The organism is Nocardioides jishulii, assembly GCF_006007965.1.
Taxonomy (GTDB): domain Bacteria; phylum Actinomycetota; class Actinomycetes; order Propionibacteriales; family Nocardioidaceae; genus Nocardioides; species Nocardioides jishulii.
The window spans coordinates 3,024,733-3,044,822 of sequence record NZ_CP040748.1 but is presented as its reverse complement, the minus strand read 5'-3'; the positions used below and the strand labels follow the sequence as shown (position 1 = coordinate 3,044,822).

The 20,090-nt window shown below is 70.8% G+C and carries 20 protein-coding genes; 7 read left to right on the top strand and 13 right to left on the bottom strand.

Annotated elements, in window-relative coordinates; all coding sequences use genetic code 11:
- Nucleotides 1-57 precede the first annotated feature (57 nt).
- Nucleotides 58-1,188, bottom strand: coding sequence for a phosphoserine transaminase (gene serC / locus FCL41_RS14520; protein ID WP_170970189.1), 1,131 nt, complete (start codon nt 1,186-1,188; stop codon nt 58-60).
- A gap of 120 nt (nt 1,189-1,308) precedes the next feature.
- On the opposite strand from serC, the gene FCL41_RS14515 reads away from it, so the two are divergent.
- The 3 genes from FCL41_RS14515 (at nt 1,309) to FCL41_RS14505 (ending at nt 3,102) form a co-directional block, all read left to right on the top strand.
- Entirely contained in the window at nt 1,309-1,800 is a 492-nt protein-coding gene (locus FCL41_RS14515; RefSeq protein WP_137064954.1) for a GNAT family N-acetyltransferase, read from the top strand.
- A 60-nt stretch (nt 1,801-1,860) separates the two neighbouring features.
- Nucleotides 1,861-2,184, top strand: a complete 324-nt coding sequence (locus tag FCL41_RS14510; protein WP_137064955.1) for a hypothetical protein — start codon at nt 1,861-1,863, stop codon at nt 2,182-2,184.
- A gap of 303 nt (nt 2,185-2,487) precedes the next feature.
- Entirely contained in the window at nt 2,488-3,102 is a 615-nt protein-coding gene (locus FCL41_RS14505) for a VldE C-terminal domain-containing protein (RefSeq protein ID WP_137064956.1), read from the top strand.
- Nucleotides 3,103-3,111: 9 nt separating this feature from the next.
- Here FCL41_RS14505 and FCL41_RS14500 read toward each other — a convergent pair whose 3' ends face one another.
- A complete protein-coding gene (locus FCL41_RS14500; protein WP_137064957.1) occupies nt 3,112-3,561 on the bottom strand; it encodes a DUF5709 domain-containing protein in 450 nt (149 codons plus the stop codon).
- Between the two features lie 115 nt (nt 3,562-3,676).
- Nucleotides 3,677-4,780, bottom strand: a complete 1,104-nt coding sequence (locus FCL41_RS14495) for a citrate synthase 2 (protein ID WP_137064958.1) — start codon at nt 4,778-4,780, stop codon at nt 3,677-3,679.
- Between the two features lie 232 nt (nt 4,781-5,012).
- Between FCL41_RS14495 and pdxH the strand changes: the two genes are divergently transcribed.
- From pdxH to FCL41_RS14475, 4 genes are all read left to right on the top strand, one after another.
- Nucleotides 5,013-5,663, top strand: a complete 651-nt coding sequence (pdxH, locus tag FCL41_RS14490; RefSeq protein ID WP_137065384.1) for a pyridoxamine 5'-phosphate oxidase — start codon at nt 5,013-5,015, stop codon at nt 5,661-5,663.
- Nucleotides 5,664-5,687: 24 nt separating this feature from the next.
- Nucleotides 5,688-7,424, top strand: coding sequence for an ABC transporter ATP-binding protein (locus FCL41_RS14485; RefSeq protein WP_137064959.1), 1,737 nt, complete (start codon nt 5,688-5,690; stop codon nt 7,422-7,424).
- Complete coding sequence (locus tag FCL41_RS14480; RefSeq protein ID WP_137064960.1) at nt 7,421-9,394, top strand: ABC transporter ATP-binding protein; 1,974 nt, start codon at nt 7,421-7,423, stop codon at nt 9,392-9,394. The genes FCL41_RS14485 and FCL41_RS14480 overlap by 4 nt, the downstream gene beginning before the upstream one ends.
- A 275-nt stretch (nt 9,395-9,669) precedes the next feature.
- Complete coding sequence (locus FCL41_RS14475) at nt 9,670-11,139, top strand: sensor histidine kinase (protein WP_137064961.1); 1,470 nt, start codon at nt 9,670-9,672, stop codon at nt 11,137-11,139.
- Between the two features lie 39 nt (nt 11,140-11,178).
- Here FCL41_RS14475 and flhA read toward each other — a convergent pair whose 3' ends face one another.
- The 10 genes from flhA to FCL41_RS14425 all read right to left on the bottom strand — a co-directional run bounded on the left by flhA (nt 11,179) and on the right by FCL41_RS14425 (nt 20,090).
- Nucleotides 11,179-13,230, bottom strand: coding sequence for a flagellar biosynthesis protein FlhA (gene flhA, locus FCL41_RS14470; RefSeq protein WP_137064962.1), 2,052 nt, complete (start codon nt 13,228-13,230; stop codon nt 11,179-11,181).
- 122 nt (nt 13,231-13,352) lie between these two features.
- The gene (locus FCL41_RS14465) at nt 13,353-14,498 is read right to left on the bottom strand and encodes an EscU/YscU/HrcU family type III secretion system export apparatus switch protein (RefSeq protein WP_137064963.1); all 1,146 of its coding nucleotides are present in this window, start codon (nt 14,496-14,498) and stop codon (nt 13,353-13,355) included.
- Between the two features lie 3 nt (nt 14,499-14,501).
- A complete protein-coding gene (locus FCL41_RS14460) occupies nt 14,502-15,266 on the bottom strand; it encodes a flagellar biosynthetic protein FliR (protein WP_137064964.1) in 765 nt (254 codons plus the stop codon).
- A 15-nt stretch (nt 15,267-15,281) separates the two neighbouring features.
- Complete coding sequence (locus FCL41_RS14455; RefSeq protein ID WP_137064965.1) at nt 15,282-15,551, bottom strand: flagellar biosynthetic protein FliQ; 270 nt, start codon at nt 15,549-15,551, stop codon at nt 15,282-15,284.
- Complete coding sequence (gene fliP / locus FCL41_RS14450; RefSeq protein WP_239021659.1) at nt 15,551-16,444, bottom strand: flagellar type III secretion system pore protein FliP; 894 nt, start codon at nt 16,442-16,444, stop codon at nt 15,551-15,553. Before fliP ends, FCL41_RS14455 begins: the two co-directional genes overlap by 1 nt.
- Nucleotides 16,441-16,926, bottom strand: coding sequence for a flagellar biosynthetic protein FliO (locus FCL41_RS14445; protein ID WP_137064966.1), 486 nt, complete (start codon nt 16,924-16,926; stop codon nt 16,441-16,443). Before FCL41_RS14445 ends, fliP begins: the two co-directional genes overlap by 4 nt.
- 3 nt (nt 16,927-16,929) lie before the next feature.
- Nucleotides 16,930-17,712 (bottom strand): flagellar motor switch protein FliN, encoded by a 783-nt coding sequence (gene fliN, locus FCL41_RS14440; RefSeq protein WP_137064967.1) that lies wholly within the window; start codon nt 17,710-17,712, stop codon nt 16,930-16,932.
- Nucleotides 17,709-18,644: a flagellar motor switch protein FliM gene (locus tag FCL41_RS14435; protein ID WP_239021658.1), complete on the bottom strand. Its 936-nt coding sequence runs from the start codon at nt 18,642-18,644 to the stop codon at nt 17,709-17,711. Before FCL41_RS14435 ends, fliN begins: the two co-directional genes overlap by 4 nt.
- A gap of 115 nt (nt 18,645-18,759) precedes the next feature.
- A complete protein-coding gene (locus FCL41_RS14430) occupies nt 18,760-19,209 on the bottom strand; it encodes a flagellar basal body-associated FliL family protein (protein ID WP_137064969.1) in 450 nt (149 codons plus the stop codon).
- Entirely contained in the window at nt 19,206-20,090 is an 885-nt protein-coding gene (locus tag FCL41_RS14425) for an OmpA/MotB family protein (RefSeq protein ID WP_137064970.1), read from the bottom strand. The genes FCL41_RS14430 and FCL41_RS14425 overlap by 4 nt, the downstream gene beginning before the upstream one ends.

Below are 20,090 nucleotides of genomic sequence, written 5' to 3'. Positions count from 1 at the left end.
AAATGGCGAGGACCCCGCCACCACGTGGGTGACGGGGTCCTGGCAGACCGACGGGTCTCAGCCGAGCTGGTTGACCACGTACTCGATGGACTGCGTCAGCTTCTCGACGTCGGAGGCGTCGATCGCGGGGTACATCGCGATGCGGAGCTGGTTGCGGCCGAGCTTGCGGTAGGGCTCGGTGTCCACGACGCCGTTGGCACGCAGCACCTTGGCGATCGCCGCGGCGTCGATGGCGTCGTCGAAGTCGATGGTGCCGATGACGAGCGAGCGGTGGCTCGGGTCGCTGACGTAGGGCGTCGTGTAGGAGGTCTTCTCCGCCCAGCCGTAGAGGACGTCGGCCGACGACGTGGTGCGCTCGACCATGCCGGTCAGGCCGCCGTTGGCGTTCATCCAGTCGAGCTGCTCCGCCATCAGGAAGAGGGTGGCGACCGACGGGGTGTTGTAGGTCTGGTTCTTCTTCGAGTTGTCGATCGCGGTCGGCAGCGAGAAGAAGGGCGGGATGTAGCGGTCGGTGGCCGCGATCTCCTCGGCGCGAGCGAGCGCCTTGGGCGACATGGCCGCGATCCACAGGCCGCCGTCGGAGGCGAAGCACTTCTGCGGGGCGAAGTAGTAGGCGTCGACCTGGTTGAGGTCGACCGGCAGGCCGCCGGCACCCGACGTGGCGTCGATCAGGACGAGGGCGTCGGAGTCGATGCCCTCGGGGCGCACGACCGGCGCCATGACGGCGGTCGAGGTCTCGTTGTGGGCCCAGCCGTAGACGTCCACGCCCTCCTCGGCGACGGCGTCGGGGCGCGAGCCGGGCTCGGAGGTGATGACGGTGGGCTCGGCCAGCCACGGGGCCTTCTTGACCGACGAGGCGAACTTCGAGGAGAACTCGCCGAAGCTCAGGTGCTGCGACTTGTTGCGCACCAGGCCGAAGGCGGCGATGTCCCAGAAGGCGGTCGCGCCGCCGTTGCCCAGCACGATCTCGTAGCCCTCGGGCAGCGAGAAGAGCTCGGCCAGGCCCTCGCGCACGCGGCCGACGGTGTTCTTCACCGGGGCCTGGCGGTGGGAGGTGCCCATCAGCGTCTGGCCCGTGGCGGCGAGCGCGTCGAGCGCGCTGGTGGAGATCTTCGACGGGCCCGCACCGAAGCGGCCGTCGACGGGAAGGAGTTCTGCAGGAATCTTGATGGCGTCGGTGCTGGTCACCGGACATCCTTTCTCATCGGTCCTCGGCGGGAAATGCCGGAGCGGGGAGTCCTGACGACGCTGTCAGCAGCGTTGCCTAGTCTGTCACCCGGACGGCACTTCAATGAAATGGATCCTCCCATGACGGCTTCCGGCCTCGGCCTCCGGATCGAGCGGCTGCCGATCACCCACCCCGACGCTGCACGCCTCGTCGACGAGGTCCAGGGCGAGTACGTCGTGCGCTACGGCGGGCAGGACGAGTCACCCGTCGACCCCACCGAGTTCCTCGCTCCCCACGGGGCGTTCCTGGTCGGCTACGTCGACGACGTGGCCGTGGCCACCGCTGCGTGGCGTTGGGTCGAGACCCCTGACGTCGTACGCCGCGGCCCGACCGTGGAGCTGAAGCGGATGTACGTCGTCGCCGCGTGGCGCAACCGCGGGCTGGCGCGGGCGATGCTCGCCGCCGTGGAGGCCGACGCGCGCGCCGCCGGGGCTGCCTCGGTCGTCCTGGAGACCGGGCTGAAGCAGCCCGAGGCGATGGCGCTCTACCTCTCGTCGGGCTACCGCGAGATCGCGGGGTTCGGCCACTACGCCGACGAGCCGCTCTCACGGGCGTACGCCAAGGAGTGGTGACCCGGGAGGGCTTCCTGGCTTTGGGCTAGTAAGTCAACCAGATTTATGTACTATGGCGGTATGAGCCAGTCCCACCTGTCCGTCGAGCGCGCCGCCCAGGCTGTCGTGCCCCGTCAAGCGGCCGCCCCCGCCAAGGAGGTCGTCACGACCTCCGGGCAGCCCGCGTCGCCGGTGGCACCGCGTCGGGCACTCGTGCCGTTCGGTCCCGCGACGTGGGGGAGTCGGACCCTGCGACGGGTCCTCGCCACTCCTCGTCACGGGGTGCGACGGGCGACCCGGTCCGCGGAGGTCTACGCACCCATGGCCCTCGCGGCCTTCGCGGACCGGGTCGGGACGGCTCGCGCCACCGGCACACGGTGCCCGGACCAGGCAGGGACCCGATGAGGTCGCGGTGTCGCCACCGCCGCGGACCTTCGCGTCCCTGCCCTGACGTGGAGGCCGGCCAGCTCCGCTGACGGCCGAGGCGCGCGGGGCTGGGGGCAGTCTTGTGCCGCGCGTCTGCCTCCACACCGACGCCTCGCGTGGGCCCGACCAGGGATCAGGCCCACGCGAGGCGTTCTTTCGCTGCCGACCTGCCCGGGCGAATACCAGCGCTGGAATTCCTCGGAACCCCTGTCGCGGTGGCCCGACGGGTGGTTGCGTACCACGTGGGACCCCTCCCTCTCGGAACACGCAAGGAGGCCACTCGTGGCCACGACCCCCCGACTTGCCCGTGCTGCGCTCACCACGTTGCTGACCACCGTGCTGGCGCTCGTCGCGACGCTGCTGGGCAGCGCCCACACCGCGTACGCCGGTACCGACCTCGTCTTCACGCAACCGGTGGAGAACTACGCCGGCTACCAGCCGCAGACCGGCTGCAACCGCAAGCTCCGCCCCGGCATCCGCCTGCTCTCCGACCACTTGGTGCAGCGAGGAGGCGGACGCGGCCCGATCTTCCGCGCCTGTGCGGGGTCATCGGTCTCCGAGCACAAGGAGTCGCGGGCCTTCGACTGGGTGCTCGACGCCACGAAGAAGAAGGACCGCAAGCGTGCCCGCGCGTTCCTCGACGAGATCTTCGCCCCCGACGCCGACGGCAACCCGCACGCGTTGGCTCGCCGGATGGGGATCATGTACATCATCTGGAACGACCGGCAGTGGAGCTCGTACCGCGGTTTCCAGCCGCGCAACTACCTGCCGTCGTCGTGCAAGTCGAAGAAGAAGTGCTCGAAGACGGCGCGACACCGGGACCACGTGCACATCTCCCTGACCCGCCGGGCGGCCAAGGGCAAGCTCAGCTGGTACCTCGCCCAGCACAGTGACTGAGCAGCCGGTTCACTCCGCCGTCTCCTCCTCCACGATGTGCATCGCGGCCTCCTCGGCGCTCGCGCCGGCTCCGTCGATGCCGACGTCGTCGCCCACGAGGTCCTTCTCGGTGTCCTCGCTGAGCCCCTGGTCGGGGTCGACCAGACGACCGGCACGGGCGTCGCCGACCTCACCGTCGTCGACGATCTCGGCGTCCTCGGCCTCCTCGGCCTCGACGTAGGGGTCGGGCTCGGGCTCCTCCTGCTTGAGGCGCTGGTCGAGGCTCTCGCCCTCGGCCTCCTCCCGGGGGGTGTTGCCGTAGCCCTGGGCCGCGGACCACTTCTCGGGAGGGGAGTAGCCCTCGTCCAGGGGCTCCGTGAGACCGCGGTTGTCGACCAGGCTGTCGCCGTCGCCCTGGGGCTGGTCCTCGTCGTCGACGCTGTACTCGCCGTAGGCCTCGTTGTCAGGTCCCTGGGACATGGCTGCCTCCTGCTGGTTGGGGAAATGGTGCTCCCCCTGCGGTACCCGATCCCTCCGGCACGGAAACGGCCCCGCCGTCACCGCAGTGACGACGGGGCCGTGAGGCGATGTCAGCTCAGTTGCCCCACTCGGGGTTCCAGCCCTCGATGTCGGAGGCGGGGCGCGAGGCGGGACCGGTGTAGATCGCCGACGGGCGGATCAGGCGACCGGTCTTCTTCTGCTCCAGGATGTGCGCCGACCAGCCACCCGTGCGGGCGCAGGTGAACATGGAGGTGAACATGGGGGCCGGGACCTCGGCGAAGTCCAGGACGATGGCCGCCCAGAACTCGACGTTGGTCTCGAGCACCCGGTCCGGGCGACGCTCGCGGAGCTCGGCCAGGGCGGCCTTCTCCAGCGCCTCGGCGACCTCGTAGCGCGGGGCGTCGAGCTCGCGGGCCGTGCGACGCAGCACACGGGCACGGGGGTCCTCGGCGCGGTAGACGCGGTGTCCGAAGCCCATCAGGCGCTCGCCGTCGTCGAGCAGCTTCTTGACGTACGCCCGGGCGTCACCGAGCTTCTCGACGTCCTCGATCATGCCGAGCACGCGCGACGGCGCGCCGCCGTGCAGCGGGCCGGACATGGCGCCGATGGCGCCCGAGAAGGCAGCCGCCACGTCGGCACCGGTCGAGGTGATGACGCGGGCGGTGAAGGTGGAGGCGTTCATGCCGTGCTCGGCGGCCGACGACCAGTAGGCGTCGATGGCCTTGACGTGCTTGGGGTCGGCCTCGCCCTTCCAGCGGATCAGGAACTTCTCGGCCAGGGTCGCGCCCTCGTCGACGATCTTCTGCGGGACGACCGGCTGGTGCAGGCCGCGGGCCGACTGGGCGGCGTACGAGAGCACCATGACGGCGACGCGCGCGAGGTCGGCGCGGGCCTGCTCGTCGGAGATGTCGTAGGTCTGGCCGAACCCGAACGCCGGCGCGAGCATCGCGATGGCGGCCTGGATGTCGACGCGGACGTCACCGGTGTGCACCGGCAGGTTGAAGGGCTCGGCAGCCGGAAGGCCCGGCGTGAACTGGCCGTCGATCAGCAGTCCCCAGATGTTCTCGAAGGGGACGCGGCCGACGATGTCCTCGATGTCGACGCCGCGGTAGCGCAGCGCGCTGCCTTCCTTGTCGGGCTCAGCGATCTGCGTCTCGAAGGCAATGACGCCTTCGAGTCCGTGGTGCACCTCGGTCATACGTGACGCTCCTTTGCGCGGTGTTTCCGGGCCCGGGCCGGGTGCGGCCGCACGGGCGTGGTCCATTCTGCACTCAATACCCCTGGTGCGGGCCACTGCGGGTCCACGGCCGTCGCGCAGGCCTGACCTCGGCAGACGCGGCGGGTGATCTTCGCCCGGCTGCTCACGCACGGGCATACTCGGTCGGGCTGGTGCGTGGACGACCCCAGCGAACCGTGGGGGAGTGAGACCGATGGAGCCCGAGGTCAACCTGGCGCACCTGCGCCACGAGTACGCCGAGACCGGCCTGGACGAGGCCGACGCTGCCGACGACGCGATCGCGCAGTTCCGGCGCTGGTGGGCCGACACGGTCGCCTCGGGCCTCCACGAGCCCAACGCCATGGTCGTCACCACGGTCTCCGCCGACGGGCAGCCCTCGGCCCGCATGGTGCTGCTGAAGAGCTTCGACGAGCGCGGCTTCACCTTCTTCACCAACCAGGCCTCGCGCAAGGGGACCGAGCTGGCCGGCAACCCCGCCTGCGCGCTCCTCTTCCCGTGGCACCCCCTCCAGCGACAGGTGCGGGTGGAGGGCACCGCGACACCCCTGGACGCCGACGAGGTGGAGGCCTACTTCCGGGTGCGTCCGCGCGGTGCGCAGATCGGGGCGTGGGCCTCGGCCCAGTCGCAGCCGATCGGCTCGCGCCTCGACCTCGAGGCCGCGTACGCCCTCCAGGACGCCCGCTTCGGCCCCGACGTCGACGTGCCGGTTCCGCCCACCTGGGGTGGTTACCGGGTGACGCCGCACGTGGTGGAGTTCTGGCAGGGTCGCTACGCCCGGCTGCACGACCGCCTGCAGTACACCCGCACCGACCAAGGCTGGGAGTGCATTCGCCTCGCGCCGTGACGTCTGCGGCCGTAGGCTCGGCGGGTGCTCCTGCGTCTGGTCCGCGACCGCCTGCGTCCCTACCGCGGACATGTCGCCGCTGTGGTCGTCCTGCAGTTCGCCGCCACCCTCTCCTTCCTCTTCCTGCCCAGCATCAACGCCGAGATCATCGACGACGGCGTGGTGCCCGGCGACATCGGCTTCATCTGGCGGCGCGGTGGCGTGATGCTGGCCGTCGCGGCCCTCCAGACCATCTGCACGGTCGTCGCCGTCTGGTTCGCGGCGCGGATGGCGATGTCGCTGGGACGCGACCTGCGATCCGCGCTCTTCACGCGGGTGGGCACCTTCTCCGCCCGTGAGCTGCAGCAGTTCGGCGCGCCGTCGCTGATCACCCGCGGCACCAACGACGTCCAGCAGGTGCAGATGCTGGTGATGATGGCCTCCACGATGATGGTGATGGCGCCGATCATGATGGTCGGCGGCCTGGTGATGGCGATCCGTGAGGACGTCGGCCTCTCGTGGCTGCTGGCCGCGCTGGTCCCGGTGATGGCCGTGGCCATCGGCTTCGTCGTGAGCCGGATGATCCCGAGCTTCCAGAAGATGCAGGGCCGCATCGACGAGGTCAACCGGTTGCTGCGCGAGCAGGTCACCGGCGTACGCGTGGTGCGCGCCTTCGTCCGGGAGCGTCACGAGGAGGCCCGCTTCGCCCAGGCCAACGACGACCTCACCTCGGTCGCGGTCACCGCGGGCCGCTGGATGGCCAGCATGTTCCCGATCGTCATGCTGGTCTCCAACGTCGCCACCGTCGGCGTGATCTGGTTCGGCGGCCACCGGGTCGACTCCGGGGCCATGGAGATCGGCGCGATCACCGCCTACATCTCCTACGTCATGCAGATCGTGATGTCGGTGATGCTGGCGACCTTCATGCTCATGCAGCTGCCGCGTGCCTCGGTCTGCGCCGAGCGGATCACCGAGGTCCTCGACACGCGTACGTCCGTGGTGCCGCCCGCCGACCCCGTCACCGAGGTCCCGCGCCCCGGCGACCTCGACCTCGACGACGTGACCTTCTCCTACCCGGGCGCGGCGAGCCCGGTGCTGAAGGACGTGACCTTCTCGGCACGCCCCGGCGAGACGCTGGCCGTCATCGGGTCGACCGGTGCGGGCAAGTCGACGCTGGTCAACCTCGTGCCCCGCCTCTTCGACGTGAGCGGAGGCAGCGTGCGTGTCGGCGGCGTCGACGTGCGCGACCTGGAGCCGGAGGTGCTCTGGGCGCAGCTCGGCCTGGTGCCGCAGCGGGCGTTCCTCTTCTCCGGCACGGTCGCCAGCAACCTGCGCCAGGGCAAGCCCGAGGCCTCGGAGGAGGAGATGTGGGCCGCGCTCGAGGTGGCGCAGGCCGCCGACTTCGTCCGCGCCATGCCCGGGGGTCTCGAGGCGCCGATCGCCCAGGGCGGCACCAACGTCAGCGGTGGCCAGCGCCAGCGACTGGCGATCGCGCGGGCGGTGATCCGACGGCCGGCGATCTATCTCTTCGACGACGCCTTCTCGGCGCTCGACCTCTCCACCGACGTGCGGCTGCGCGAGGCGCTGGTGCCGATCACCCGTGACGCCACCGTCGTGATCGTGGCCCAACGCGTGGCCACCATCCGCCACGCCGACCGGATCGTCGTGCTCGAGGACGGCCGTGTGGTGGGCCTCGGCGCCCACGACGACCTGCTCGAGACCTGCGCCACCTACCAGGAGATCGTCACCTCCCAGCGCGCTGTCGAGGAGGAGGCGGCATGAGCGAGCCGAAGAAGCCCAGCGGCGACCTGCGCACCACCGAGCGGATCACCGGCGGAGGCGGCCACGGTCGTGGTCCCGGCGGCATGGTCGGGCAGAAGGCCAGCAGCTTCTGGCCCTCCGGGCGCCGGCTCGTCGGCCGGATGCGGCCGGAGCGCCCGCGGATCCTCGCGGTGCTGGCGCTGACGGTGCTCAGCGTCGTGCTCACCTCGGTCGGGCCGCGCATCCTGGGCCACGCCACCGACCTCGTCTTCGCCGGTTTCTGGGGCGAACGGCTCCCGGAGGGCCAGAGCAAGGCCGAGGTCGTCGAACGGCTGCGCGCCGCCGGTGACACCACCCAGGCCGACATGGTCGCCGGCATGGACCTGGTGCCGGGTCGCGGCGTCGACTTCACCGCGGTGGGGGAGGTGCTCCTGGCCGTGCTCGCCGTCTACGTCATGGGCGCCCTGCTCCAGTGGCTGGCCGGCTACCTGCTCAACGACGTGGTCCAGAGCGTCGTACGCCGTCTGCGTGCCGACGTCGAGGCGAAGGTGCACCGCCTGCCGCTCGGCTACTTCGACCGTCAGCCCCGCGGCGAGATCCTGAGCCGCGCCACCAACGACATCGACAACGTCTCGCAGTCGGTGCAGCAGACCCTGAGCCAGATGGTCACCTCGCTGCTGACCGTCGTCGCGGTGCTCGCGATGATGCTGTGGATCTCGCCGGTCCTGGCCGTGATCGCGCTGGTCTCGGTGCCGTTGACCATGCTGCTCGCCGCGCAGGTGATGAAGCGTTCCCAGACCCTCTTCGTCACCCAGTGGCGCCAGACCGGACGCCTCAACGCCCACATCGAGGAGGCCTTCTCGGGTCACACCCTGGTGAAGGTCTACGGCGGCCAGCCGGAGTCGGAGGAGAGGTTCGCCGAGGAGAACGACGGCCTCTACCGGGCCGCGTGGAAGGCGCAGTTCGTGAGCGGGCTGATCATGCCGATCAGCCAGTTCGTGGGCAACCTCAGCTACGTCGCCGTCGCGGTGGTGGGCGGGGTCCGGGTCACCTCCGGCGCGCTGAGCCTGGGCGAGGTGCAGGCCTTCATCCAGTACACGCGCTCCTTCAACCAGCCCGTCTCCCAGCTCGCCTCCATGGTCAACCTGCTGCAGTCGGGCGTGGCGTCGGCCGAGCGGGTCTTCGAGCTGCTGGACGCGCCCGAGGAGGACGACTCCGCGCGCGGGTCCCTGGCCCCCGCGGGCCGCGGTGAGGTGCGCTTCGAGGACGTCTCGTTCGCGTACGACCCCGAGCGGCCCCTGATCCGCCACCTCTCCCTGGTCGCGCGCCCGGGCCAGACGGTGGCGATCGTCGGCCCCACGGGCGCGGGCAAGACGACGCTGGTCAACCTGGTCATGCGCTTCTACGAGGTGACAGGCGGGCGGATCACCCTCGACGGGGTCGACATCGCCAGCGTGCCACGCGCCGAGCTGCGCAGCCGCATGGGCATGGTGCTCCAGGACACCTGGCTCTTCCGCGGCACGATCGCGGAGAACATCGCCTACGGCCGCCCCGACGCGACCCGCGAGCAGGTCCTCGAGGCCGCCCGGGCCACCTTCGTGGACCGCTTCGTGCACTCGTTGCCCGACGGCTACGAGACGGTGGTCGACGAGGAGGGCAGCAACCTGTCGGCCGGCGAGCGCCAGCTCGTCACCATCGCCCGTGCCTTCCTCTGCGACCCGGCGCTGCTGATCCTGGACGAGGCCACCAGCTCGGTCGACACCCGTACCGAGCTGCTGGTGCAGCAGGCGATGGCCGCGTTGCGGGCCGACCGCACCTCCTTCGTCATCGCCCACCGTCTCTCCACGATCCGCGACGCCGACCTGATCCTGGTGATGGAGGACGGCGCGATCGTGGAACAGGGCACGCACGAGGAGCTGCTCGCCGCGGGAGGGACGTACGCCCGGCTCAGCGCCGCCCAGTTCGCCGCTGCCACCGTCGGTGAGGCGTGAGCGCCCGGTCTCGCAGGCCAGCAGAAAAACTGCTTGTCCCCGCGCCCACCCCGACCTACGGTTGAGGTACACGGAAAGGAGGTGGTCCGAAGATATGAAGTCTTTTCGGATGAGTGAGGTGGCTGCGAGCCAGTAGAGCTCGCGCCTCGCGAGGAGCAGGCTCCTGGCGAATCCAACGCAGACACCCGACCCACAGGCCCGGTCCCATCCACCGGTTCGCGTTCCTCGGAACGGCCTGTGGGTCGCTGCGTGTCCGGACGTGAGATTCTTGGGCCATGCCCCTGACCCCCGAGGCGTCCACCAGCGTCATGCCCGACCTGGCGTGTGACCTCGACGAGGGAGGGGTGCTTCAGCGCCTGGCAGCCCACGCCCGCGCAGCCACCGGGGCGTGCGCGGTCCGCCTGGAGGTCCTCGACCGTGACGGCGCGGCCTCGCCCCCCCGACGGACGGCCGCCGCTGAGTGGCCCGCCGCCCGGGCAGGGTTCACCGAGACCTCCGTCGACCTCGTGGTCGACGGGCGGGCGGCGGTGCGGCTCTGCCTCGTGGTGCCCGGGGACGGTCTCGACGAGGACGCCTCCGCGCGCCTGGGCGACGTGGTGCAGCAGGCGGTCCCGGCCCTGCGCAACGCCCGCGCCCACGCCGACAGCCGACGGTTGGTTGAGTGCACCCAGGTCTTCATGCGGGCCGTGCGTGGCCTCGGGGAGGGAACCTCGCTCGAGGAGGTCCTGCAGATGACCACGGCCGCGGCGCGGTCGGTGCTCGGAGCCTCCGGCGTGGCGGTCCTCTTCCCGCACCCGAGCGGGCTGCACGAGATGCGGGCCGCCGACATCGCGCCCGGCCAGGTCGCCCGGCTGCGCGAGCACTTCGCCGTGGCGCGCCCGCGCCTGGACGACCTGGTCGCGGTCGGTGGCGCCCGCGACGTCGACCTCTCCGGCGACCGCGTCATCGTGGCGCCCGTGGGGGAGGTCAACGTGGAGCGGCGCTCGCTCCTCGTCTGGTTCGCGCACCGTTCCGCTCCGCTCGACGAGCGGGAGCAGGCCCTGGTCGACACCGTGGCCGAGCAGGTCGAGCTCCTGCTGGTCCGGTCGCGCGCGCTCCGGGAGCGTGAGATCAGCATCGTGCGCGAGGAGCGCGAACGCATCGCCCGGGACCTCCACGACGTCGTGATCCAGCGGATCTTCGCGGCCGGACTGCAGATCAAGGCCCTCACCCGGGGGCAGGTCGACGAGTCCCTGCGCGACCAGCTCACCGGCATCGTGGGCGACCTCGACAAGACCATGGAGGGCGTGCGTTCGGCGATCTTCGACCTCACCTACAGCATGTGCATCAAGCCCCGTGAGGACGTCGTGGAGCTGGGGGCCGAGTATGCCCGGATCCTGGGTTTCGCACCGCTGGTCTGCACCGAGGGGGACTTCGAGACCGTCGACCCCGCGACGGCCGCACACCTGCTCGCCACCGCGCGCGAGCTCTTCTCCAACGTCGCCCGCCACGCGGAGGCCAGCATGTGCCGCGTCGACCTGGTCCGGTGCGACGGGTGGCTCACCCTCGAGATGACCGACGACGGCCGGGGCATCGACCTCGACGCGCCGCGTAGCGGCCTGGAGAACACCCGCCTACGGGCGCTGCTCCTGGGCGGCTCGCTGACCGTCGCGCGCCGGGAGCCGTCAGGCACCGTGATCACCTGGCGCGTCCCCGTGGGAGCCCGTGGCGGACCGGAGGAGCCGGCGGAGCCCGAGCAGGCCTGAGGGGCCTGAGGGGCGCACGCCACGGCGTACGCCCGCCGCTCAGCCGCCCGTGGTGGTGAGGCTCATCTCGCCCGTCACGACGCCCGCCGAGCGGACCTGTCCGGTGCCGGTCAGCTCGGAGTAGGAGAGCACCGGGAGGCGGTCGAGCGTCGGACGCACCATGCGGCGCAGCGCCGCGCGGATCTGGGGCGCGCAGACCAGCACCGGGCGCTGGTCGGCCTCCTCGGCGTCGCGAGCCAGCACGGTGAGCTGCATGAGGACCCGCTGGCCGGTCTCCGGGTCGAGCGCGAGAACGGCGCCCTGCTCGGTGCTGCGCATCGACTCGAGCATCCGGTGCTCGAGCTGCGGGTCGAGGCTGATGACGTGCACGTCGCCGGACTGCAGGTAGGGCGCCACGATGGCCGGGCCCAGCGCCTGGCGTGAGGCCTCCACGAGCCCGTCGAGATCCTTGGAGACGGCGGCGCGCAACGACAGCGCCTCGAAGATGCGTACGAGATCGCGCACGCTGACCTGCTCGTCGAGCAGTGACTGGAGCACCCGCTGCACCTCGCCCAGGCTGAGCTGGGCGGGGGTGAGCTCCTCGATGACGACCGGGTGGGTGCGCTTGACCACGTCGGTGAGCAGGCGGACGTCCTCGCGGCCGAGCAGGCGGGCGGCGTGCTGGGTCACCACCTCCGAGAGGTGGGTGGTGATCACCGAGGCGCGGTCGACGACGGTGGCGCCACTGATCTCGGCCTGGGCGCGGAGACCGGAGGGGATCCACTTCGCCTCGAGGCCGAAGACCGGCTCCACGGTCGGCTGCCCGGGCAGGTTGCCCAACATCTCGCCGATCGCCATCACCGAGCCGGGCGGCGCCTCGCCCCGCGCCACCTCGATGCCGAAGAGCGTGATCGCGTAGGTCCGCGCCGGCAGGTCGATGTTGTCGCGCGTGCGCACCGGCGGCACGACGATGCCGATGTCGGAGGCCACCTTGCGGCGCAGCGCCTTGACCCGGTCGAGCAGGTCGCCGCCGACGCTGGGGTCGACCAGGTCGATGATGTCGGGGGAGAGCTCGAGGCCCAGGGCGTCGACCTGGATCTCGGCCGCCAGCCGCTCGGGGGAGTCGGGGGAGGGCAGCGCCTCGGCCTCGCGCTGCTCGGCGGTCTGCGGCACCTCCTCGGCCGGCACCCTGGCCGAGGCCAGCAGCATGATCCCGCCGGCGAGCAGGAAGGGGATCTTGGGAAGGCCGGGGATCAGGCAGAGCGAGAAGGCGGCGAAGCCTGCGATGCGCAGTGGCATCTTGTTGCTGCCGATCTGGCGCAGGATGTCGGAGCCCATGTCGTCGTCACCGGTGTTGCGGGTGACGATGAGGCCGGTCGCGACCGAGAGCAGCAGCGCCGGGATCTGGGAGACGAGGCCGTCGCCGATCGACAGCAGGCTGTAGGTCTGGATCGCCTCGCCCATGGGCATGCCCAGCTGGGCGACGCCGATGGCGAAGCCACCGATCAGGTTGACCAGCGTGATGATGATGGCGGCAATCGCGTCACCCTTGACGAACTTGGACGCACCGTCCATCGCGCCGTAGAAGTCCGCCTCGGCGTGCACGTCGGCCCGACGCTGGCGGGCCTGCTCCTCGGTGATCAGCCCGGAGTTGAGATCGGCGTCGATGGCCATCTGCTTGCCCGGCATCGCGTCGAGGGTGAAGCGGGCGCCCACCTCGGCGACACGGCCGGCACCGTTGGTGATGACGACGAACTGGATGACCAGGAGGATCACGAAGACGATGAGGCCCACGACCAGCGAGCCGCCCACCACGAAGTGGCCGAAGGTGTCGATCACCTTGCCCGCGTAGCCGTCGAGCAGCACCAGCCTCGTCGCACTCACGTTGAGCGCCAGCCGGAAGAGCGTCATCACCAGGATGACCGCCGGGAACGCCGCGAAGTCCAGCGGCCGGCTCACGAACATCGCGACCATCAGCACGAGCAGCGCGCCGGTGATGTTGAGGGCGATGAGCACGTCGAGCACCATCGCCGGCAACGGCACGACGAGCATCACGACGATCATCACGATGCCGACGGGCACGCCGAGCTGGGTGAGGCGCTTCAGGGGCATGGAGGACCTTTCAGGGTCACCGATCGAGGCGTGCCCTCCATGGCACCGGCGTCACCGTCCCTGGCGTCCGGTGGTCCGATCGGCCACCCGGTCGCCGGGTTGAGGGTTTCCGAGGGTGCAGGTCAGGTGGACGGGCCGGCGGGCGGCGACGTCGAGGGCCGCCGACGCCCGGCGGGCAGCACGCGGGGCAGCTCCTCGTCGGCGCGCGGCGTACGGTGCTCGCCGCCGTGGTGGCCACGGGTGCGGCGGCTGATCACGAAGGCCAGCACCTGGGCGACGGCCGCGAAGAGCTCGGCGGGGATCTCCTGTCCGACCTGGGTGGAGGAGTGCAGCGCCCGGGCCAGGGGTACGTCGCGCACCAGCGGCACGCGGTGCTCGGTGGCCACGTCACGGATGCGCTGCGCCACCGCGCCCGCGCCGCGCGCCACCACCTGGGGGGCGCCTCGCTCGGCGTCGTACTTCAGCGCCACCGCGACGTGGGTCGGGTTGACCAGCACGACGTCGGCGGTGGGCACGTCGGCCATCATCCGGTTGCGGGAGGCGGCCAGCTGGCGCGAGCGGATGGCGCTCTTGACCAAGGGGTCGCCCTCGGTGTTCTTGCTCTCCTGCTTGACCTCGTGCTTGGTCATCCGGGCCTGCTTGCCCACGCGGCGACGCTGGAAGGCGTAGTCGAGCCCGCCGAGCACCAGGCCGGCGACGGCCACGTTGCGGATCAGCGCGAGCGACTTCTCGCGCACCACGTCGAGCACGACGGGGATCGGCACCAGGCCGCCGAGCAGGGGGATCATCGAGGCGATGACGCCGTAGGCCAGGAAGCCCACGACCGAGCTCTTGATGAGCATCTTCGCGCCCTCCCACCACGCCTGGGGGCCGAAGATCCGCTTGGCGCCGCTGATCGGGTTGAGCTTCGACCACTTCGGCTGAACGGCCTTGGTGGCGAGGTAGAAGCCGCCCTGGGCGAGGGTGGCGGCGACGCCGATCACCATCACGCCGCAGCCGAGGATCACCAGGGTGAGCCCGACGTGCCACAACCCCTCGGAGAGCATCTCGAGCGAGGTCGCGACGTCGGGGGACGACGCCGCCCGGAAGGAGGCGACCATCAGGTCACGCAGCGCCTCCAGCTCGCGGCCCAGCAGGAGGGGCAGGACCATGCCGACGAGCAGCATCGAGCCCCAGCCGCCCAGCTCCTGGGTGCGCGGGACCTGACCCTCCTTGCGGTTCTCCTTGCGCTTCTGCGCCGTGGGTTGCTCGGTCTTCTCCTCGGACACCGCTCACCCCCCGCCGGCGATGGTCGCCATGGCCTCGTTGGCGAGGTTGACGAGTCGCTCGAGGGCGGCGGGCAGCACAGGGAAGGAGAGGCCCAGCAGGAGCAGGGTCAGGCCGATCTTGGCCGGGAACATCACGTTGATCGCGTTGAGCTGAGGCGCGACCTTGGTCAGCAGCGCCAGACCGAGGTCGGCCACGAAGAGCACGGCGATCATCGGCAGGGCGATCTGCACCGCCGTGACGAAGAAGAGCGTGAAGGCGGTCGTCAGCACCCCCGGGGCGCCGGCCGTGTCGGGGACCTCGCCCAGCGGCAGCAGCTCGAAGGTGCTCAGCAGGCCCCCGATGACGAGCAGGTGGCCGCCGGTGACGAAGAGCAGCACCGTGGCGAGCATCTGGTGGAACTTGCCGAAGACGGTGTTCATGTTCATGGCCAACGGGTCGAAGCCCTGGGCCAGCGCGAAACCGCCGAAGAGGTCGACCAGGGTGCCGGCCGTGGCGATGGCCTGGAAGAGCAGGAAGGTCACGAAGCCCATGCCCACGCCCACGGCGACCTGGGTGAGCGTCACCACGATCAGGCCCCAGCCGTCGACCGGGAGCTGGCCGGCGGCCGAGGGGCCGACAGCGAAGGCGAGGCCGAGGGAGAGCACGACCTTGGCCATCGCCGGCACCGAGCGCGACGAGAACGGCGGCACGATCGCCATCCACGCGACGATGCGTACGGAGGCCAGGAGGAGGCCGATCAGCTCCTGGCCATCCACGGTGAGGGTCACGGCTCGGGCTCCGGGTCAGCCGAGCATCGAGGGCAGCGCCTCGAAGAGGTCAAGGGTGAAGTTGACCAGGGTGTGCAGCATCCAGTTGCCCGAGATCAGCAGGGCCACGCCGACACCGATCAGCTTGGGCACGAAGGCGAGCGTGAACTCCTGGATCTGGGTCATCGACTGGAAGAGCGAGACCGTGAAGCCGATGACCAGCGAGGTCACCAGGATGGGTGCGGAGAGCTTGAGGGCGACCAGCATCGTCTGCAGGGCGATCTCGATGACGGTGGTGTCGGTCACTAGCCACTCCCGCCGTAACTGGCGACCAAGGAGGAGATCACCAGGCCCCACCCGTCCACGAGGACGAAGAGGAGCAGCTTGAACGGCAGCGACACCATCACCGGCGGCATCATCATCATGCCCAGCGCCATCAGGGCGCCGGAGACGACGATGTCGATCACCAGGAACGGGATGAAGATGACGAAGCCGATGATGAAGGCCTCCTTCAGCTCGCTCAGCACGAAGGCCGGCACGAGCGTGGTGAGGGCGACGTCGGCGCGGTCGTCGGGCAGGTCGCGGCCGGCGACGTTGGTGAGCAGCAGCAGCTCCTCGTCGCCCGACTGGTCGAGCATGAACTCGCGCAGCGGCTCGATCCCGTCGTCCATGGCCACCGTGACGGTCTTGTCGCCGGCCAGGTAGGGCTGCAGGCCGACGTCGTTCATCTGGCTCAGGACGGGGCCCATGATGAAGAGGCTGAGGAAGAGCGCCAGACCGGCCAGCACCTGGTTGTTCGGCGTCTGCTGCAGGCCCAGCGCATTGCGGGTGAGGCCCAGCACCACGAGGATCTTGGTGAAGCTGGTGCAGGTGAGCAGGATCGCCGGGAGCAGCGAGAGGAGCGTCATCGCCAGGATGACGACGACCGAGGTGCTCGGGTTCTTGGTCAGGTCGTCGAGCTCCACGGTCACCGAGCTGGACGGGCCGGCAGGACCGTCGGGACCGCCCGGGTCGGCCATCAGCATGCCGCGCTCGAGGTCGAGGGTGGTCAGGGCTGCGTACGCGTCGGTCGTGGCGCCCGTGCCGGCAGCGGTCGCCGCAGTCGCCGGCCACGTGAGCAGCGCACAGAGTCCCAGCACCACCAGGGGCAGGCCGAGCAGCAGGCGGGCCAACGACCGGCGCGGGGGCGTGGAGCTCACGACGCCTTCCTGGTGGGAGTCGAGAGGGCGGCCAACGCCTGCTTCCAGGTGCTGGGGGAGAGGACGGACCCGTTCAGCCCACCGAAGCCGGGCTGGTTCCCCAGGTGCTTGGGGGGCGTCAGGGCCTGGGTCGCGGGCAGCGAGGCAGTCGGCGCCTCGGCACCGGCGGTGTCGCTGGCGTCGGTGGAGCCCGAGGTCGGGACTGCGAGCGCCTCCGCGACCTGCTCCTCGGTGACGAGCTCCTCCGGGTCGAGCTCGGCCAGCACGCTGACCTGCTGCTCGGTCGTGCCGAGCACGAGCACGCGGCTGCCCACGGTCACGACCGCGACGGCCGACGTACGGCTCAGGGGCTGGCGGTGCACCACGTTCACCAGGCTGCCGGCCCCACCGGAGAAGCGGCGAGCACCGAAACGGGCGAGCAGCAGGAGCAGCCCGACGACGACGGCCAGCGAGAAGATCAGCCGGAGGGTGAGTTCGAGCACGAGTCAGACGCCTGCTTCCTCGATGATCTCGGTGATCCGCAGGCCGAAGTCCTCGTCGACGACGACGACCTCGCCGCGGGCGATCAGACGACCGTTGACCAGCAGGTCGGCCGGGCCGTCGGCCGCGCGGTCGAGCTCGAGCACGGTCCCGGGGGAGAGGGCGAGCAGGTCGCGCACCGTCATCCGGGTGCGGCCCAGCTCGACGGTGACCTCCATGTCGACCCCGGCCAGCATCTCGATGCCGCGGCTGGCCGGAGCGGCGGCGGTGCCCGCGAAGACCTGGGGGCTGGCCGTGCCGAACTGCTGCGGAACCGTGGCGGTCGCCGGCTGGACGGCTGCGGGGGTGGCCGCAGGAGCCGAGAGCAACGCGTCGGGCAGCAGCACCGCGGCGTCGATGCCGTCGCCGACCAGCGGGACCACGGTGAAGGGACCGGCCAGGTCGGAGATGACCAGGGACATCTCGGTCACCACGCCGGCGCGGGCGGTGGCGCCCAGGACCCCGGCGATCGCGTCGACCGCGGGCTGGGTGGCGGCGGCCAGGTCGAGGCCACCCAGGGGGCTCTCGGCGAGCGCTGACACGAGGTCCTGCCCGACCAGGACGGCGATGCGGTGCGTACGTCCGTCCCCGACCGTGAGCTGGGCGGTGGCGGCACCGGCGAACGAGGCGGTGACGTGCTCGGTGCCCTGCTGGGCGCCGGCGGCCGTCAGCGGGGTGACCGCGGGCAGCACCTCGGCGGCGGCCTCCGCGGCAGCGAGGGCGAGGGCGGTGTCGGGGGAGAGGGTCATCGGGTTTCCTTGGTGGCGTCGACGATGAGGGCGGCGAGGCGGGGGCCCTTGGCCCCCGCGGTGGCGTGGGCGAAGGTGGTGTCGTCGACGACGACGTCGAGGGGTGCCGTCGAGGGGTGCGCGAGGCGCAGCACGTCACCGGGCTTCAGCGAGCCGAGGCAGTGCGGGTCCTGGTGGGTCGCGCGGAAGCGGATCGAGACGTCGACAGGCACCAGCGAGAACTGGGCCTTGAGCATCTCGGCGGCCTGGGCCTTCTTGGCCCGCTCACGGTCGGAGACCGGCGCGGGGGCGGCAGCCCTGACGAGGTGCGGGAGCAGGCCGTTGAAGGGGAGGCAGAGGCTCACCTGGTGGGTCTGCTCGGCGATGCGCAGGTCGAGGACGACCACGACCATCGCGTCGCCGGCGCCCCCCACCTGGGCGAACTGGGGGCTGTACTCGACGCCCGTCGCGGCGAGCTCGAGGTCCACGATCGACGCGAGGCCGTAGCGCATCTCGTGGAGCAGGCGCTCCATGAGGCTGGCGATGACGTTGCTCTCGATCTCGGTCAGCGGCCGCTGCGGCTGCACCGGCGAGCCCGGACCGCCGAGCATGTGGTCGATGCTGGCCATGGCGGCGCCCAGCGGCATCGCGACCATGCCCTGGCCGCTCATCGGCTCGGCGAGGAACTTCGTCAGGTAGGTGGGCCCCTGGAGCGAGTCGATGTACTCGTCGTAGCTCAGCTGCTGGACCGAGACCAGCTGCATCTGGCACACGGTGCGCAGCAGCGAGGTGAAGACCGTCGTCGCCTGTCGGGCGAAGGAGTCGAACCCGAGCTGCAGGATGCGCGAGTGCTCACGGGAGAGCTGGATCGGCTGCCGGAAGTCGTAGGGCACCGGCTCGGCCCGGCGCGTACGACGGCGCGCACGGGCGCCCGAGGTCCCGGGGCGGGACACGGTCGTGGAGGCAGGAGGGGTCACGTGCTGACGAATCGGCGGCCCGGGGGCCCTCCTGAGCGTTTTCGAGGTGTGGCTCGGGACGCACCGTCGTGACGGCGCGTCCCGAGCGGGCTCACTGCGTGACGAACTCGGTGTAGAACACCTCGAGCACCTCGCCGTGGTAGGCCTCGTCGAGCTTCTCCATCAGCTCCTCGCGCAACTCCTCGCGCTGCTCACCACGGGCGACGTCAGCGATCTCGAGGCCGCTGAAGACCGTGATGGCGGCGTCCAGGGCCTTGCTGCCGTTGATGTCGTGGGCTTCCTCGGTGAGCTGCAGTGCCAGGCCCAGGCGCAGGTAGTGGCCGGCGGCGAGGTTCACCTGGATCGAGTCCAGCACCACCACCTCGCCGGGGACCGGGGCGCTCTCGGCGTCGGGCTTGAGGAAGAAGAACCATCCCGCTGCGCCGACCACCAGGACCAGCACCGCGACAATGATCTTCTTGCGCTTCCCCTTGCCCTTGCCCTTGCCTTCCGGGGCCTCGGTCTGCTCGCCTGCCGTGGGTGGCATCGCCGTCACCGTCATGTCCTGCCTCCTCGTTGCTTCGCGGCCTGCTCCAGCAGCTCGCGGCTCTCGGCCGGGAGCGAGGAGAGGACGACGATGTCGACTCGTTTGTTGATGCGCTGGGACCCAGCCCTGGCCGGGTCGACCAGCGGCTTCTCGTGGCCGAAGGCCGACGCCGTCAGGCGCGAGCCCTTGATGCCCTGGGTCTCGTCCAGGTGCCGCAGGACGGTGATGGCGCGGGCCGCCGACAGGTCCCAGTCGGTGGCGTAGTACTTCGGCTTCACCGGCACCTGGTTGGTGTGGCCGTCGACCTGGAGCGGGTCCGGGATGCGGCGCAGCACCGTCGCGAGGGTGTTGACCACCTGGGTGCCGCGCGGGGTCAGCTCGGCGCGGTCGGCCTCGAAGACGACGTGGCGCGAGACCAGGCTGACCACCAGGCCACGGTTGTCGATGGTGGTGACCACGTCACGCCCCAGGCCGCCTCGGCGCATGGCCCGCTCCAGCCGGTCGCGGATCTCCACCAGTCGGTCGACCTCGGCCTCGACGTCGCCGTACGCGCGCTGCCGGCGCAGCTGCTCCTGGCGGGTGACCGCGGCGTCCACCGCCCGGCGCTGCTCGGCGGTGAGCTCGGGGTCGTCCCCGTTGGGGAGAGGCGTGACCGGGGCGCTGCCCTCCTTGTCGAGCAGGGCCCGGGAGCCGTCCATCACGGTGGCTGACTGGCCGCCGAAGCCGGTGGCGAGCCCCTGCTTCAGGGCCCCGTACTTCTCCTCGTCGACCTGGCTCATCGCGAACATGACGATGAAGAGCACCATCAGGAGCGTCACCATGTCGGCGTAGGTGACCATCCACCGCTCGTGGTTCTCGTGCTCCTCCTCGATCTCGCGGCGTGTGCGGCGAGCCAT